The organism is Anabaena sp. FACHB-83, from assembly GCF_014697485.1.
GTDB lineage: Bacteria > Cyanobacteriota > Cyanobacteriia > Cyanobacteriales > Nostocaceae > Nostoc_B.
Map to the genome: position 1 here is coordinate 29922 of NZ_JACJRY010000040.1, position 17497 is coordinate 47418.

General features: G+C 40.9%; 14 protein-coding genes. 10 read left to right on the forward strand and 4 right to left on the reverse strand.

The window, feature by feature from the left end:
• Positions 1 to 4: 4 nt before the first annotated feature.
• From H6G79_RS28760 to H6G79_RS28770, 3 genes are all read right to left on the reverse strand, one after another.
• Complete coding sequence (locus H6G79_RS28760; protein ID WP_190594134.1) at positions 5 to 490, reverse strand: NADAR family protein; 486 nt, start codon at positions 488 to 490, stop codon at positions 5 to 7.
• 119 nt (positions 491 to 609) lie between these two features.
• Positions 610 to 1635 carry a Gfo/Idh/MocA family protein gene (locus H6G79_RS28765; protein ID WP_190594136.1) on the reverse strand — a complete coding sequence of 342 codons (1026 nt, stop codon included), beginning with the start codon at positions 1633 to 1635 and terminating at the stop codon, positions 610 to 612.
• Complete coding sequence (locus tag H6G79_RS28770) at positions 1632 to 1946, reverse strand: hypothetical protein (protein WP_190594138.1); 315 nt, start codon at positions 1944 to 1946, stop codon at positions 1632 to 1634. Before H6G79_RS28770 ends, H6G79_RS28765 begins: the two co-directional genes overlap by 4 nt.
• A gap of 78 nt (positions 1947 to 2024) precedes the next feature.
• On the opposite strand from H6G79_RS28770, the gene H6G79_RS28775 reads away from it, so the two are divergent.
• From H6G79_RS28775 to serS, 9 genes are all read left to right on the forward strand, one after another.
• On the forward strand, positions 2025 to 2783 hold the full coding sequence (locus H6G79_RS28775) for a DUF928 domain-containing protein (protein WP_190594140.1): 759 nt from the start codon (positions 2025 to 2027) through the stop codon (positions 2781 to 2783).
• An 83-nt stretch (positions 2784 to 2866) separates the two neighbouring features.
• Positions 2867 to 5089: a CHASE2 domain-containing protein gene (locus tag H6G79_RS28780; protein WP_190594141.1), complete on the forward strand. Its 2223-nt coding sequence runs from the start codon at positions 2867 to 2869 to the stop codon at positions 5087 to 5089.
• Between the two features lie 91 nt (positions 5090 to 5180).
• Positions 5181 to 6584, forward strand: a complete 1404-nt coding sequence (locus H6G79_RS28785; protein WP_190594142.1) for a folate/biopterin family MFS transporter — start codon at positions 5181 to 5183, stop codon at positions 6582 to 6584.
• Positions 6585 to 6877: 293 nt separating this feature from the next.
• Positions 6878 to 8374, forward strand: a complete 1497-nt coding sequence (locus H6G79_RS28790; RefSeq protein WP_190594143.1) for a carotenoid oxygenase family protein — start codon at positions 6878 to 6880, stop codon at positions 8372 to 8374.
• Between the two features lie 178 nt (positions 8375 to 8552).
• Positions 8553 to 9842, forward strand: a complete 1290-nt coding sequence (locus tag H6G79_RS28795; RefSeq protein WP_190594144.1) for a Glu/Leu/Phe/Val dehydrogenase — start codon at positions 8553 to 8555, stop codon at positions 9840 to 9842.
• Between the two features lie 239 nt (positions 9843 to 10081).
• A complete protein-coding gene (locus tag H6G79_RS28800) occupies positions 10082 to 11965 on the forward strand; it encodes a CHASE2 domain-containing protein (RefSeq protein ID WP_190594145.1) in 1884 nt (627 codons plus the stop codon).
• Positions 11966 to 12216: 251 nt separating this feature from the next.
• On the forward strand, positions 12217 to 12591 hold the full coding sequence (locus tag H6G79_RS28805; protein ID WP_190595113.1) for a hypothetical protein: 375 nt from the start codon (positions 12217 to 12219) through the stop codon (positions 12589 to 12591).
• A gap of 18 nt (positions 12592 to 12609) precedes the next feature.
• Complete coding sequence (locus H6G79_RS28810) at positions 12610 to 13437, forward strand: FecR domain-containing protein (protein WP_190595112.1); 828 nt, start codon at positions 12610 to 12612, stop codon at positions 13435 to 13437.
• 478 nt (positions 13438 to 13915) lie between these two features.
• Positions 13916 to 15196 (forward strand): serine--tRNA ligase, encoded by a 1281-nt coding sequence (gene serS / locus H6G79_RS28815; RefSeq protein WP_190595111.1) that lies wholly within the window; start codon positions 13916 to 13918, stop codon positions 15194 to 15196.
• A gap of 215 nt (positions 15197 to 15411) precedes the next feature.
• Here serS and H6G79_RS28820 read toward each other — a convergent pair whose 3' ends face one another.
• A complete protein-coding gene (locus H6G79_RS28820; RefSeq protein WP_190595110.1) occupies positions 15412 to 16218 on the reverse strand; it encodes a choice-of-anchor W domain-containing protein in 807 nt (268 codons plus the stop codon).
• 1007 nt (positions 16219 to 17225) lie between these two features.
• Here H6G79_RS28820 and patX point away from each other — a divergent pair.
• Entirely contained in the window at positions 17226 to 17465 is a 240-nt protein-coding gene (gene patX / locus H6G79_RS28825) for a heterocyst-inhibiting protein PatX (RefSeq protein WP_190595109.1), read from the forward strand.
• The last annotated feature ends 32 nt before the right edge of the window (positions 17466 to 17497 follow it).

The following is a 17497-nucleotide window of genomic DNA, read 5'->3' on the forward strand; positions in this document are numbered from 1 at the left end:
GTATCTACTCTTGGCGATAATTCCTGGTAATTACGGAGTAAAGGCGTAAGTGACGAATTTCTTCGCGCACGTTCATCAGAATTTTACCTAGATGGTTATGACCAGTTTTATCTTGACCACAACCCCAAAAATAGTCAGTCGGAGAATTTTCCACAAGCGTCTCATCTCCTGTCGCTAGTAAAACTTCTCGAATATCAGTATGAGTGAGAAATTTTTTGAGTACTGCTTCACGCATCACTTGAGTTTTCACCAAATCCCAATCTAAACGTAATGTCCTTGAACTACAGCGTCCTAGGGCGGCGGCTTCTTCTGGTGTGGCAGCAGCATGAATCACAGGTATAATTGCTGCATCTTTGCTACCCACAAACTTTTGGGCTTGATAATAATGCTCAACTGTTGACCAATAAGTACCTTGGATTTGGATGGGATGGCAAGAAAAGTTAGAAAAACAACCGTAAGGCTGCCACACTTTGTAAAAGTAAATAGTCATTTGAAAATTTATGTTCATATATATTAAATCTATAGCAGTCCTCAAACTTTCTTGAAAAATCAAGATCCCCAACCACTTCAAAAAGTCGAGGATCTGAGTAGAGCGATTTTCAGGAAATTTTAAATATTGCTTATAAAAATAGGTTTTCCACCTTGATTGAGAGATGCGGTTAAAGCTGCCAAAATTTTGACTAACTCTGTACCTACCCAACCTGATGACACAAGCGGCGGTTGATTTTGGAGTATGGATTGAATAAAGCGATCGCACACTTGTTGTAAAGGTTCACCAGGGTTTAAGTCAATCACTTCTCGGCTTTGATTTACCGGAATAAAAAGATTTCCCTGGCGTTCAAATTCACCATGTAATAAAGTCAATGGTGCATTCGGTGACATTTCATCAAAAATTAAACTCCCCAGACTACCCACCACAGCCAAACGCCTTTGTTTATCAGGGTTTAGCCAACACAAATGAATGTATGCTTGAAAGTTATTCGGGTAGGTCAGCGTTACCCAAACTAAATCTGCTAAATCAGATGGTGAGTTTTCTGCTGTTTGCAACCACACTGTCCCCGTTGCTTGCACTTTTACAGGTACTTGTCCCAGCCAGTTGTTAAAAATCGCAATATCATGAATCGCTAAGTCCCAGAGTGCATCAACATCTTGGCGGACTGGCCCCAAGTGGGTACGAGAAGCATAACCATAACGTAATTCACCTAATTGATTCGCCTCAACTACCGCTTTTCCGGCTGTAACAGCTGGGTGAAATAAATAAGTATGGTCAACCATCAAAATTAACTTTTGTAACTCTGCTAAATAGCAAAGTTCCTCACATTCCTTGGGGTCTAAAGTTAAAGGCTTTTCCGCTAAAACATGGTATCCCTGCTGGAGAGCATCTTTGATTAAATGATAGTGAGTTGTGGCTGGTGTGGCGATCGCAACTGCGGCTAAATCTGCTATTTTCTGTAAATCCGTCCACTGTGTTGTTAATAATACATTTTCATCTAAATTAAATTGCTGTTTGACTGCTGTTAATCTTTCTGCGTGGGGATCTAATACTGCTACCACACTGACTTGGGGATGTGCTAAAAAATTCCGCAGTAAATGTACTCCCCAACGCCCAACCCCAATAACTGCGATTTTAATCATTGGTGAACCGTCAAAAGTGAATAGTCAATAGTCAGCGTTAAAAGTGCGATCGTCAACAGTAAAGATGCCAAATTTCTGATTTCTACTAAATATCTTAAGTATTGGTTTATACAAAAAAATACTAGTAATTTTTGGACAGTGCAAACTTCAAGGTGATTTTTGGGAACACTTAAATTTAGCTGACTACCAGGCATATAGCAGTTCTTACTTGCTTGTAATACAGTTGGAACCCCACCCCGCATTTGCTGACGCAAGCGGGGAGGGGTTGGGGGTGGGGTTGAAATGTACCTCATCCAACCGAGAACCGCCATAACTAAATTCCTGGAACAAGCCAGTAAGTAAAAATTTATCAGTTTTGGTCAATCTCAAACCAAAGCAACATCATCAATATGAAATGGATTAAGTCATCTGTATATTTTGCCGTCTTGTCCATACTGTGCTTAGATGTTCTGCCAATTTCTAGTCTCAACGCACAGGTAAAAGCTGAATCTATCTCGAAAACACAAGGATGGCAAATTAGCCAAGCATTTAAGCCACCAAAACGCGGAGATCCACCCGCCAGTGCTGGTGGTTCAACTCGCGGTTCTAGTTGTTTGAAAAATAAGAAACAAATAGTCCCTCTCTTACCTGCAAACAAACTAGGTTTGACATTAGCTGAACGTCCTACATTGTTCTGGTTTGTACCGGAATCTTCAGTCAAAACAGCCAAGTTTGTGCTGTTAACTGATAAAGATGAGAATTCTGTTTATGAAACAACTTTGACGCTGCCGAATAAATCTGGAATTATCAGTTTTACCTTACCTAAGACTGCCCCAGAATTAGCAGTGGGCAAAACTTACCATTGGTATTTGACTGTTATGTGCAACTCTCAAGATGCCAGCACAAATCCTTGGGTAGATGGTTGGGTAGAACGCACTGAAGCAGAAGCCTCATTATCAGCAGCATTAGCCAAAGCCCAACCTCGCAAATTACCAAGCATTTATGCTGAAGCTGGGATTTGGTATGAAGCACTAGCGACTTCAGCACAATTACGCCGCAGTGAGCCGAAAAATGTGCGAGCCAGAGTTGATTGGTGGACATTATTGAAATCAGTCAATTTAAATGCACTGGCTTCTGAGCCATTTGTTGATTGCTGTAAGAGCGACTAAATAGGTAGCAAAGAATACGGATAGGTAACTGGAGAGTGCGAATTGAATGAAATACTAACTTGCTCTACCCAGTACCTAAAATTATGATGTGGTCAAAACTTAAGCCGCAAATTTGGCAATGGCGGGGTGTTTTATTTGCTGTTCCTAGTATGACAGCCTTAGTGATTGGCTTAAGGTTGATGGGCTGGTTGCAACTATTAGAGTTAGTGACGTTGGATAATTTTTTCCAAATGCGTCCTTCAGAAGCAGTTGATAGCCGCATTGTGATTGTAGAAATTAATGAAGCAGATATCCGTCGGCAAACACAATGGCCTATGACTGATACTGCTTTGGCTAGTGTATTAGAGAAAATCAAGCAACAAAAACCCAGGGCGATTGGTTTAGATATTTATCGTGATTTACCTGTTAATCCTGGTCATCAAGCTTTAGTTAAGGTATTTAAATCGACACCTAATATTATTGGAGTCCAAAAAGTTTCTGATACTGTTGATAGTTCGGCTGTGAATGCGTCGCCTGTATTAAAGCAACGCAATCAAGTTGGTTCTAATGATTTACCGATAGATATTGATGGCAGAATTAGACGTGGATTGCTCTACGTTAATTTAAAAAATGACGAAGTTTTAGAAAGTTTTGCCCTAAAGCTGGCTTTGTTATATTTAAAGCCTGAAGGAATTACCGAGAAACCATCAGCAAATAACCCCAACTATTTACAGTTGGGTAAAGGGATTTTTCCCATTTTTGAAGCTAATGATGGCAGTTATATTCGGGCGAATGCTGGTAGTTATCAAGTGCTGCTCAACTATCGAGGACGAATCCAAAAGTTTCAGAGAGTCTCTTTAACCCAAGTCCAAACCAATCAAATTCCACCAGATTTGCTGCGGGATAAGGTGGTATTGATTGGTGCAACATCTGAAAGTTTAAAAGATTTATTTTATACACCATATAGTAGTACTGTGTTTGCCATCCCAGAGCGAATGGCTGGTGTGACGATTCATGCAAATTTGATCAGTCAAATTTTGAGTGCTGCTCTTGATGGTCGTCCACAAATTCAGAGTTTACCTGAGCCTTTAGAATATTTGTGGATTTTGAGTTGGTCGATCGCAGGTGCAACTTTATGTTGGGTACAACGCCACAATAGTCATCAAAAAATCCGCTTACCTATTAATGTGGTGTTAACGACTGGGACTTTAGTCGGGACAGGTTTTGCAGCTTTTTTAGCTGGTTGGTGGATTCCGATAGTACCATCATTTTTAGCATTAGCTACCTCAGCGATCGCAGTTACTTACTACATTGCAGAAACCGCCAATGGAATGCGGAAAACCTTTGGGCGCTACCTGACTGATGAGGTAGTGGCTAATTTACTGGAAAATCCCACCGGCTTAAACATCGGTGGCGATCGCCGCAAAGTCACACTGCTCTTTTCTGACTTACGTGGCTTTTCTGCGATGTCGGAACAGTTACCACCTGAACAAGTGGTGTCAGTTCTCAATTATTACCTAGAGGCAATGACTGATGTGATTAATCAGTACAAAGGTACGATTAATGAGTTTATGGGTGACGGGATCTTTGTGATGTTCGGTGCGCCTGTGAATCGTCCTGATGATTCTCAAAGAGCGATCGCTTGTGCAATTGCCATGCAATTAGTAATGCAGCAAGTCAATGAACATAATAAAAAAATGAATCTCCCAATTCTAGAAATGGGTATTGGAATTAATACAGGTGAGGTTGTTGCTGGTAATATCGGTTCCCAAAAACGCGCTAAATATACAGTTGTTGGTAGCCATGTCAACTTGGCTTCTCGTGTCGAAACTTATACAGTTGGGGGACAAGTTTTAATTTCCGAAAATACCCTCAAAGATGCCAACATTGAATTACACATCGGCAACCAAATGCAAATCCAGCCTAAAGGCATCAGAGAATCAGTCACTATTTATGAAGTTCACGGTGTTGGTGGGCAATATAATTTGTTTCTGCCCAACGAAGATGGGGAAATGGTGACTTTAACTCAGCCAGTTTTAGTCGAGTATACAATTTTACAAGGTAAACAAGCCGTTGGCGCAGCATTTCCAGGGGAATTGATTAGCCTTTCCCCCAAGGTTGCACAGATGCGATCGCTCAATTCCTTAGAAGTCTTAAATAACCTGAAACTGAAATTACTCAATACCGAACTCACCACAGAAGAATTTATCTACGCCAAAGTCATGAAAAAATCTGACCTTGACGAACATCTGGTGACAATTCGTTTTACATCTGTACCACCAAAAGCGATCGCAGTTTTGGAATCCAGCATTAATGCTAATCATTGATTCCTACTCCCTATTCCCTACTCCCTACTCCCCAATTCATAAGAAATCGATATTATAGAAAAGTAGACAAAACTTAAAAAATATTTATCAAATGCTCATTGACTCGTCTGGCTTGTCCAAGGTCAAAGACTCGATAACCGAAAAAATCTTCTTCGGCCATGAACCCAGTGCCGAGTTAATTGCTATTCTTAGCGTTTACTTTGTCCAAGGGATTTTAGGACTGGCGCGTTTAGCTGTTAGCTTTTTCCTCAAGGATGAACTAATGCTGAGTCCGGCGCAGGTATCAGCATTATTTGGCGTTGTCGCCTTACCTTGGATGATTAAACCGCTATTTGGCTTTATGTCTGATGGCTTGCCGATTTTTGGTTATCGTCGCCGCCCATATTTAGTATTGTCTGGGATATTAGGTGCTATTGCCTGGTTGAGTATGGCCACAGTAGTTCATAGTAGCTGGGCAGCAACCGCCGCGATCGCCCTCAGTTCCCTAGCCATAGCTGTCAGTGATGTCATAGTCGATTCCCTGGTTGTCGAACGAGCCAGAGTCGAATCCCAAGCAGATGCAGGCTCACTACAATCTTTATGTTGGGGCGCATCGGCTGTTGGGGGTTTAGTAACAGCATACTTTAGTGGTATCTTGCTCGAACATTTCACCACCCGCACAGTATTTTTTATTACAGCTTCTTTTCCATTAATTGTCTCTGTGGCGGCTTGGTTTATTGCTGAATCTCCCGTTAATCAAGAAACTAACGATACTAATAACACTCAAGACCTAAGTATCAAACATCAACTTAAACAACTACGCCAAGCAGTCAGCCAAAAAACAATTTGGCTACCAGCAGCTTTTGTCTTTATTTTACAAGCTACCCCAACCGCCGAATCAGCCTTTTTCTACTTCAGTACCAACGAACTCCACTTTGAACCAGAATTTTTAGGCAGAGTCCGCCTAGTTACAAGTCTCGCCTCCTTATTAGGTATTTGGATTTTTCAACGTTTTCTCAAAAGCGTTTCATTCCGGCTCATATTTGGTTGGAGTACCGTAATTTCAGCAGTTTTAGGCATGACAATGCTGCTTTTGGTAACTCACACTAACCGAGCTTTAGGTATAGATGACCACTGGTTCAGTTTGGGAGATAGCCTCATCCTCACCGTAATGGGACAAATCGCCTATATGCCAGTATTGGTATTAGCCGCTAGACTTTGCCCCCCTGGAGTCGAAGCAACCTTATTTGCCTTATTAATGTCCGTCTTTAACTTAGCCGGGATGGTCTCTTATGAATTTGGAGCCATCATCATGCACTGGCTGGGTATTACCGAGAGTAACTTTGACTCACTGTGGATTTTGGTAACTATCACCAATCTCAGCACCTTGTTACCACTAGTATTTCTTAATTGGCTACCAAAAGACAACACCCAAACTGAAAACTTACCAACTAACAGCGAACCATTCATTCAAAATTTAATACTCCCAGAACAAGAATCACAAGTGATTGAATAAAATCAGAATTCGGAATTCAGAATCCAGAAGTCAGAATTGATCGGAGTTTGTTAATTAATAATATCCATGATTAGCATTTCTATCTATAGCAATCCTAAATAATTTGTGAAATCTCTTTCTTTGTGTCCTTTGCGCCCTTTGCGGTTCGTTAAAAAAAATACTTTTTCACAACTCAGATAGGATTGCCATAGCAGAATCATAATGAATTTATAATTCTGTCTTCTGACTCCTGAATTCTTACAAATAAAAATCTCTTTGCGCCTTTGCGCCTTTGCGTGAAAAAAATCAAAACTATGCAAAATTTAAAAAATCAAGAATTACAAAAATCCTACACACTTGAAGATTGGCAGAAAGGATATGAATCCCTACCCCAAGAATATGACTATTGGATTGATGAGATAGAAGGACAAATCCCTCTAGAACTCCAAGGTACACTTTTTAGAAATGGCCCTGGATTGTTGGAGATCAATGGACAACGTATTCATCACCCCATTGATGGCGATGGGATGATTAGCCGCATTACATTCAATCAAGGTCGCGCTCATTTTCGTAATCTCTTTGTGCAGACTGATGATTATTTAGCAGAACAAAAAGCCGGAAAAATTTTATATCGCGGTGCATTTGGCACTCAAAAACCCGGTGGTTGGTTAGCGAATCTTTTCGATTTCAAAATTAAGAATACTGCCAACACCAGCGTTATTTATTGGGCAGAAAAACTTTTAGCATTGTGGGAAGGTGAAGACCCTTATCGCCTCGACCCCTACACACTAGAAACCTTGGGAAGAGAAAATTTTCACGATTTATTATCAGAGCGTCAACCCTTTAGCGCCCATCCCCGCATTGACCCTAGTAGTTATCAAGATGGTGGCGTACCTTGTCTGGTGAATTTTTCCAGCAACCCAGGACTATCAACTAAACTGAGTGTTTTTGAACTTAATCAAGTTGGTAAAGTTCTGAAAAAGTATGATTACACTATTCCTGGCTTCTGCTTTATTCACGATTTTGTCATTACACCCAATTACTATATATTCTTTCAAAATCCTGTCACCTTTAATCCCCTATTATTTACCTTGGGTATTAGTAGTGCCGCAGAAAGTATCAAGTTTCAACCCAACAAGCCGACGCGGATTTTAGTAATTCCCCGAACTCCCCAAGAGGGACAACAAAACATCCAAGTTTTAGAAACTCAAGCAGGCTTTATTTTCCATCATGCTAATGCTTTTGAGGTGGGAAATGAAATATTTATTGATACTATTTGCTATGAAAATTTTCCCGAACTAGAACCAGCCAGTGATTTTCGCCAAGTTGATTTTGAGCAGTTTCCCCCCGGTAATATTTGGCGGTTCCACCTGAATCTTGATAGTCAAACGGTACAAAAGAAATTAATCACAAATCATAGTTGTGAATTTCCGAGTGTAAATCCCGGTAAAGTTGGGCGTTATTATCGCTATGTGTATGTAGCTGCGGCTCATGCAGAGACGGGACATGCTCCTGGACAAGCAATTCTCAAACTCGATTTAGAAACAGGAGCAAAACAACTGTGGAGTGATGCACCCCGTGGTTTTGTGGGCGAACCAATTTTTGTACCCCGTCCTGGTGCTGAACAAGAAGATGATGGTTGGATACTCACTTTAGTTTATGATGCGGCTCATCACCGTTCAGATGTGGTAATTTTAGATGCTAGTGATTTAACCAAAGGTGCGATCGCTCGTCTACACCTCAAACATCACATCCCCTATGGTTTTCATGGTCACTTCACTTCTGAAGTATTCTGCCCAATTGATCCCTGATGTTTAAATATTGATTCTTCACTGTTGATCAAGCACATTTCACCAGAACTGTGCTTTTTTTAACAAAAAATAAAATTGTAACAAAAACTACAGAAAATAATTCATTTTTGAATATAGAGGATAAGCTAGGCATATATGTATCCAGTTCGCAAAGATACCGCGATGAGGAGAAACTTTTATGATTGCAACACCGACAATGCCTCTGGAAGCTGCTACACCAGCCCATATATGCCCATTCGATCAAGCTTGTAGCTACTTAGAAGCCGCCGGCAAAGAATTAAGGTTAGACCAAGGTGTACTGGAAATTCTCAGCCACCCGCGCAAGGTTGTCACAGTTTCCATTCCCGTGAAACTAGATAATGGCGAAATACGGGTATTAGCAGGACATCGGGTACAACACTCTGATATTTTAGGCCCCTACAAAGGCGGGATTCGTTATCATCCGGCGGTCACATTGCGGGAAGTTTCCGCACTCGCTATGTTGATGACTTGGAAATGTGCGTTGTTGGGTATTCCTTATGGTGGTGCGAAAGGAGGTATTGCCATTGATCCACAACAATATAGTGTGGGAGAACTAGAACGCATTACCCGGCGTTACACCAGCGAATTAATTAAAGATATCGGCCCTTCCGTAGATATCCCTGCGCCAGATATGGGTACTTCTGCCCGTGAAATGGCTTGGATGATGGATACTTATTCTGTGAATGTTGGTCATGCTGTCCCAGGGGTTGTGACTGGTAAACCGCTATCCGTGGGTGGTTCCCTTGGTAGAGAAAAGGCCACCGGACGCGGCACAATGATTATTGTGCGGGAAGCTTTAGCAGACCAAGGTAGAACCTTAGAAGGAGTGCGAGTTGTTATTCAAGGTTTTGGTAATGTTGGTGGTGCAGCAGCTGAACTACTTCACCAAGCAGGCGCGAAAGTTATAGCAGTTTCCACCGGGACAGGCGGGGTATATGCGGCTGATGGGTTGGATATTCCCGCTTTAAAAGCTTACGCCGCCGAAAATCGTCACCATTTGGCTGGTTTCCCCAACGCTACAGTTATCACCAACGCCGAATTACTGACTTTACCTTGCGATGTCTTGATTCCGGCTGCTTTAGAAAACCAAATTACAGCAGAGAATGTCCATCAAATACAGGCGCAAATTATCGCCGAAGCCGCTAACGGCCCTGTAACTCTAGAAGCCAACCGTGTTCTAGAAGCACGGGGTGTAACTGTGCTACCAGATATTTTGGCTAATGCTGGGGGTGTGGTGGTGAGTTATCTGGAATGGGTGCAAGGTTTGTCTTACCTATTTTGGGATGAAGAAAGAGTCAACCGCGAAATGGAACATTTGATGGTGCAAGCTTACCGTCAAGTGATGCAACAGTCCAAAGTGCGCCAAGTTCCTCTGCGGTTAGCCGCGTATACTTTGGGTGTAGGAAGAGTAGCACAGGCATTGAGTGATCGCGGTCTTTATCCTTAATCATTTAACAAAGTAGAGATGTTGCAATACAACGTCTCTACTTTCTTTTCTGTTTCTCAAGCTCTCAACTCAGATATAGGAATCCGGTTTGATTTCTGAATTTATTTGTGTAGGTAGGGAATGGGGAGTCGGGAGTAGGAAAGAAGCCTGATCTGAGTGTACTGATTTTTTTCCCAAATCAAATATGAGTCCTATAAATACCAATATGATCAAAACATCTCTGACAAGACTCTCATAAAATGGCTTTAAACTTCCAAGTACAATTTCTCCGAAATGCTTACAAATCCCTCAAAAATTCTATCTTAGAAAAATATCCACTTTTTCCGGGGATGCTGACTGCATTCTTATCAGTGGGATTATGGCAAGTCAGTGCTTGGAATAGCTTGGAATTATTAGGATTTAACTTAATATTTCGCACCCGTAACTATCTACCGCATTCTAGTTGGGATCAACGTATAGCCGTAATTGGTATTGATGATCGGACTTTACAACAATATGGGCAGTTTCCCTTATCGCGCGATCGCTATACTCAATTATTAGAAACTCTAGAGGCTACCCCTCCCGCCGCGATCGGCTTTGATATTCTGTTTACCGAACCCACAAATCATGATGCTAAACTAGCAGAGGCAATGGCAATTAACGGTACAGTTGTCTTAGCAGTCGCCCCTAGTTTACAGCAACAAACCCTGCATCCTGTGGAAATTTTCGAGCGTGTCACGAGCATAGGACACATAGTCAATCATGCTGATTTTGACGGCATCACTCGGCATTTTTTTCTCTACATCGATCACGTTCCTTCTTTAAGCATCAAGCTACTAGAAACCTACAACAATACTCTACAGCACACCTTCACCGCAAACACAAATAAAAGCCAACAATCCTTAATTACCATTCCATCTCTGCAATCAGGAATGAGCAAAAAATCCGTCTGGCTTAACTGGGTAGAACCAACAGAAAAAATCCTCACCTATTCCTTTGCCGATGTTTTACAGAAAAAAATAGATATAGCCAAACTGCAAAACAAAATTGTCTTAGTTGGGTTAACTGCTACTGGTACAAACGATTTTCTCAAAACTCCCTTCCTACAAACAGCACCTACTTCTGGTATTTATCTACACGCCGCAGTCCTAGATAACCTACTCAACCAACGGTTTCTGCGAAGAGTCCCCTGGCAATTTGAACTGTTGCTACTACTTTTTATCAGTATTGCCGTAAGCATCTTACTAACTTCCCAAAAATTTTACCAACGAATTTTGCTACTAGGACTACTACCCCTAATTTGGTTTGGTTTATCAGTATTAGTCCTGACAATCGCTAATCTTTGGATACCCACTGCTGCACCCATTGGTACTATTCTCTTGGCAGGCTTAAGTGTGCAGTGGCAAGAACAAAAAGAAAAACAACAATTAATGAGTTTATTTGCTAGTCACGTTTCTCAAGATACCGCTAGATTAATCTGGCAAAATCGTGACGAAATTTTCCAAAAAGGACAACTAGATGCCAAAGAAATGGTAGTAACGGTGTTATTTAGCGATATCCGCAGCTTTACCACAATTTCGGAAGATATGAAACCACGAGAGTTACTCAACTGGTTAAATACTTATCTGGGAGCAATGGCTGAATGTGTTCACAAGCATCATGGAGTAATTGATAAATACATTGGTGATGCCGTTATGGCTGTTTTTGGCATTCCCTTTCCTCACACTCAAACCGAAGAAATTCAGCAAGATGCCATTAATGCCGTCTCTGCGGCTATAGCCATGCAAGAAAGATTAATACTATTAAATCAAGAACTCCAACAGCTTGGCCTGCCTGCTATTCAAATTGGCATCGGTATTCATACAGGCTTAGTAGTTGCTGGTAGTATTGGCGGATCTCAACGGTTAGACTATTCTGTACTAGGAGATGCTGTAAATATTGCGGCTCGTTTGGAACAACTCAATAAAAATACGCAAGAAGGCAATCCTCATAGCATCTTAATTAGTGAGACAACACACCATCTAGTCAAAGATAATTTTTATACACAAAAATTAAAAGAATTAACACTGCGCGGAAGGCAAACACTGACTATGATTTATTCTGTGACTAAGATGCAAAGCCCTGTTAATCATACAGATAAATAGTAAAAAGCAATACTATAGGACTCATATTTGATTTATGAAAAAAATCAGTACACCCAGATCAGCCGTCTTTCCTACTCCCTACTCCCCATTCCCTACTCCCTACCTACATAACTAGATTCAGGAATCAAACCGTATTCCTATATAAACTTGAAACTTTACATTAGTCATATATAGTCTTCGACCACCAGTTTTTAATTGGTGAAAAATTAGGAAAATCAGGAGATGAGGATACCTTAGCTATCTAAAAGTACGTGAATAGATATTTAAATGTAGGAATAGTCATAACTGTATTAGCAAACACACTGTTATGTAAGGGTTGGACACAACCATCCCCATGTATTTCTCAAAGCTTGTCAGAAGTTAGAAATTCTGTTGACAGTTTCCGACAGAGTGATGTTATCGTCATTGGACAAGTACCAAATCATCCTTACGTAGTAGTAGTTCCCGGTGAATCAGAGCGGTTATTAAACATTGTCAGACGCTATGTTACCGACGCATTTTTAGCACAGCATAGGCTTGGTGCTTATGTCTATGCCGGCGGCTTTGCAAAGAGGTATGAAGCGGAATGCTTATCTTCTGTACTAAGATCCCACGGTTTAGATGCCAGAGTCGTCTATTTCCATTGAGTAAAGGTAGAAAGTTTTATGAAAGCTTGGTGGGCAGGTTTGATGGTGGTTATAGTTGGGTTAGTTATTGCTTTTCATGCCCTAGCATCTGAACCACTAAAAGTCAAGAGCAATCAATGGCTAGAAGTACGCCGCCCCATTGGACAAGTTATTTATTCCCGTGGACAAACATCTCAAGCAGTCCGCAATGGAATGCGATTAAAATCAGTCGGTGATACCATCACCACTAAACAAAGTTCTAGTGTAGTGCTGGGAATTGACACAGGTGCGGGTTTCGTTAAAGTTGCGGAAAACACAACTGTAACTGTACAAAAGCTGGAAACAGGTAGTAAAGGCCAACGCATTACACAATTACAAGTCTTGTCTGGCCAAGTAAACCTACAAGTTCGCCCCCTAACTCATAATACATCTCGTGTGGAAATTAAAACCCCGGCGGGAATTGCTGGAGTCCGAGGCACAGAGTTTGGTGTGAGTGTTCAAAATGACGGTAAAATGGGTGTTGGAACTAAAAAAGGAGCAGTAGCCACCTCTGCTCAAGGACAAGCAGTACTGGTAAAAGCTGGATTTCAAAATCTGACTATCCCTGGACAACCACCCTCACCAGCAGTCCCGTTGCGAGAAGATACTCGTTTGAATGTGAGTCAACTTCGAGCTAGAGATAGACAAGTCCAGATTATTGGTACTATTGATCCGGTAAATATACTGTCAATTAATCAACAGCCTCAAAATGTTGATTCAAATGGCAGATTTGATATTACTTTGCCTTTACCTTCTAACCGCAAAGTAGAAGCTTCAGTGTTAACACCATTAGGGACAAAACAACTATACCAACTGGTAGTTCCTTAAACTGATTTTTGAAATATATGTAGTGGAGGCAATACGGTTCGGATAAGAAACTTACTTGTGTAGGCAAGCAAGGGTGCAGGGATGCAGGGGTGAAAGGGGGAACGAAGGTACGCTCTCCCCTGCACCTGAAGCTCCTCCGCCCCCCTGCTCACCTCAACAGATACATTTGTTAACCGAACCGTATTGGTAGTGGAGGGGTATAGAGGTTAGAGGCTAGGATGCTCAAGACTAGATGAATGTACCCCATTGGGATGAAAAACGCTGTAAGCCTCAAATGTTGTATTAAACAATCAATTTCATCCGCGTCCATCTGCGGTTAATTTTTCCAATCTAATGCACTACTTTAGCCTTGCCGCGCCAATAGTTTAAAATAACAATGATTTTTCAGTTCTAGTCAGCCAAAATTAATATATGCTGAATCCTTGTATGTTAACTGTATTGATCAAGAAGATTCTAGGCTAAAAACTGAGAAAAATCTGTGCTGGATATCAAGCAAATACGGGAAAATCCCCAATTAGTGCAAGAGCGGTTGAACGGTCGTAGCGGTAATTATGACATTCAACCGATATTAGAGTTAGACAAGCAACAACGAGAACTGGAGATGAGCCGCAGTCAACTCCAAGCTCGGAGTAACGAAATTGGTAAACTTGTCGGTCAGAAGATCAAATCTGGTGTTAATCCTCAAGACCCAGAAATTCAAGCTTTGCGTGATGAAGGTAACTCCATTAAAGCTCAGTTGAGTGAACTGGAACCAAAAGAAAAAGAACTGAAAGCTGAAATTCACAGGCTGGTACTCGCTCTACCCAATTTACCGAGTGACTCTACACCTGTTGGCAAAGATGAGGAAAATAACGTTGAAGTTCGCCGTTGGGGTGATGAGTATATTCCACAAAACCCCAACATTCTGCCGCACTGGGAAATTGGCGAAAAACTAGGTATTCTCAATTTTGAGCGTGCTGTTAAAGTTGCCCAAAGTCGCTTTACTAGCTTAATTGGGGCTGGAGCAGCACTAGAAAGAGCATTAATTCAATTTATGCTCGATCGCCAAATTCAGGCAGGATATATAGAAGTTAGTCCGCCATTGTTAGTTAACACTGACTCACTGACAGCAACCGGTCAACTCCCGAAATTCGCTGAAGAAAGCTTTAAATGTGCTGATGATGATTTGTGGCTAATTCCCACAGCAGAAGTACCCGTGACAAACCTCTATCGTGGGGAAATTCTCGCTGCTGAAGACTTACCTATTTACCACTGTGCTTATACTCCCTGTTTTCGTCGGGAAGCTGGCAGTTATGGCCGCGATATGCGGGGGTTAATTCGCCTGCATCAATTTAACAAAGTGGAACTGGTAAAATTTGTCCAGCCTGAGACATCCTTTGACGAACTAGAAAAATTGGTGGGTAATGCCGAAGCAATTTTACAGGCATTAAAGCTACCTTATCGGGTAGTAAATTTATGTACTGGCGATTTAGGATTTTCCTCAACCAAAACCTACGATTTAGAAGTTTGGCTACCTTCGGCTGGCAAATACCGCGAAATTTCTAGCTGTTCTAACTTTGTAGACTTTCAAGCACGACGAGCTGATATTCGTTTTAAGGAAGCAGGTAAAAAAGGTACACAGTTTGTCCATACCCTCAACGGTTCCGGTTTAGCAATTGGACGTACTATGGCTGCGGTTTTGGAAAATTACCAACAACCAGACGGGACAATTTTAATACCGGAAGCACTGCAACCTTATTTGGGGCGCGAGGTGTTGTAATCAACCCAGGACTTACACACAAAGGTTGTCTGTGGAGATTGGGTTTAGGGGTGAAAGGGTTTTGGATAAATACACAAGCCACTTGGCTCAAGTTAAGATACTTTGTTGGGTGTAGCGATCGCTACACCCAACCTTACTATTCTCTTAACTGAACCGTATTGCCTTATACCCAATTTCTACAGACAATCTTGATTAGCCTAAATTACATAATCAATTTAAGCTTTTTGAGCAGCTATCTTTTGTTTTTTTAAAGTTGCTGCACCTGTCATAGTCGCCAAGAAGATAGCCGCAAGAGTACTAGGTTCTGGAACTGATTGAGAAGTACCGACTTTGATTTGGAAGGCCAAGTTAGAACGACTAGGTGCTGCACCAACCCAGCTAAATGCTGTTTTACCAGTTAGTGTAAAGGGTGCAGCAAGACCAGTGAGATGGAGATAATCTAAGTCTTTTGTAGTATTTGTACTTGCCGATGCTAAACTGCCTAACGCTGTACCATTAAGAACTAAATTAGTTAAAGAAACAGCGTTTTGAAGGTTGTTACCACTACCTTTATTAGCAAAGGTGCGGATAAAGATATCTGTGACAGCACCGCTAAATTCTTGAGTTATTAATTGGAAAGTTTGGGAAGTATCAAAAACTTTGTAAGTTACTTTACTACCTGTATATTCCAAACTAAAGTCCCAAACTTTACCATTACCCCAGACTAAATCTGCTTTAGCCACAGGTTGCCCTGGATTTACATTTGCTCTCACATCTCGATTAATCCCTAATTCCCGCTCACCGTTGCCACCAAATCCATTGTTACCAATTCGAGCTTCTGCAACAAACAACTCCTTAAAATCTCCTTGGTCTAGGAGTAAATTAAAGTCCGTGTCATCAAAGCCTGGGTTAGCATCTTGTGATGTTAGAGGCGTAAGTGTAACCGCTTTTGCTGGGTTGGGTAATATCAATAATCCCGATATCATTAACCCTAAAGTTAACAATAATTGACTATTAGCTCGATATTTGGTTAAAAATGACATAAATTCTCCACAAATAGCTATTTTTAACAATTTAGTAGTCTGCACCCGATTAATTTAGTTCGATTTTTTACTCAGTAAATAAATATAGTCCACATCAATTTTTAGCTTTGCTATTTACTGAATATTTTGATAGGCAAAATCTTTTATATACCAGTAATAGAGCTAGGTGATGTTTTGTGTTTTTAGAGTAAAACAAAGTCACCTATACTGTCGATAACTATTGGCTGATTTTGATTGAAACTTTATATAAGATAAAATTTTAACTTTTTAGTTAAATATACGTACGTATACAATTTACAGCTTGATATAGCGTTTCTCGGTTGAGTGCAGTACAAGTAGATGGAGAAAAGAGGCTAGAGAAATGTACCTCACTGGAACGAGAACCGCTATATATGCCATCCGCGTTCATCCAGGAACTTCCAAAGCCAATCAATATTCCATAACTATGAGTAAGCTAGGGGAGAAAGAGCCTGCTTGCACTTTGTAAATTGAATCATTCAATTTCTGGAATTACCCAACTGACAGCTTGTAGCTAACAATTAAAGTTAGGACTTACGCACCAAGATTGTCTGTGGAGTTTGGTTATAGGGGTGAAAGGGTATCTGACTGGTGTAGGTTTTTTACGTTATGCCCCAAAAACCTTGATTTAGGGTGTAGGGGTGTAAGGGTGTGAAGGGGTGGAACTCTGATTAAATCGTGATTTTTAGTGTCGCTACTCATCACTCTGTTAAAAACCTACACTTGTGAGTGAAAGGGTATGGGGTGTAAGAGTTTTAGATATATACACCCTTAAACCCTTGATATTTCGTCTTACTGCGTAAGTCCTAATACCCACTCTTGGCGATGAACATGATTGGTTATGCTGGTATCTCTTGGACTCAGGAGTAGTTACCTAACGTCAAACTCAATTTCTTTCTGTCAAACAGAATACTATTTTATAAACTTTCCGGATACACATTCAGAAACTCAGTAGCAGTGAATATAAGAGTTCACAAGAAATATCTGCCATGCGTGTTACATTTTCGCTTTTAGTTTCTAGTGTGGTTCTCGGTTCTTTGGTATTTAACGGTTCAGACAGTTTAAATCGCTCATATATGCTAATTGGTGATACAGGAGGCAAAATGTTGTTATCAGCAAAACCAAAACCTAAGCCCAAATCAAATGAGCCAGAAAATCCGGCACCTCATCGTGGTAGTGGACGCAGAGATTTAATTGAGTCTCTAAATAATGCTTTTCCCGTTGGTTAGAGTTCTTTTAGGCTAAAAAAAAGAATCTAATA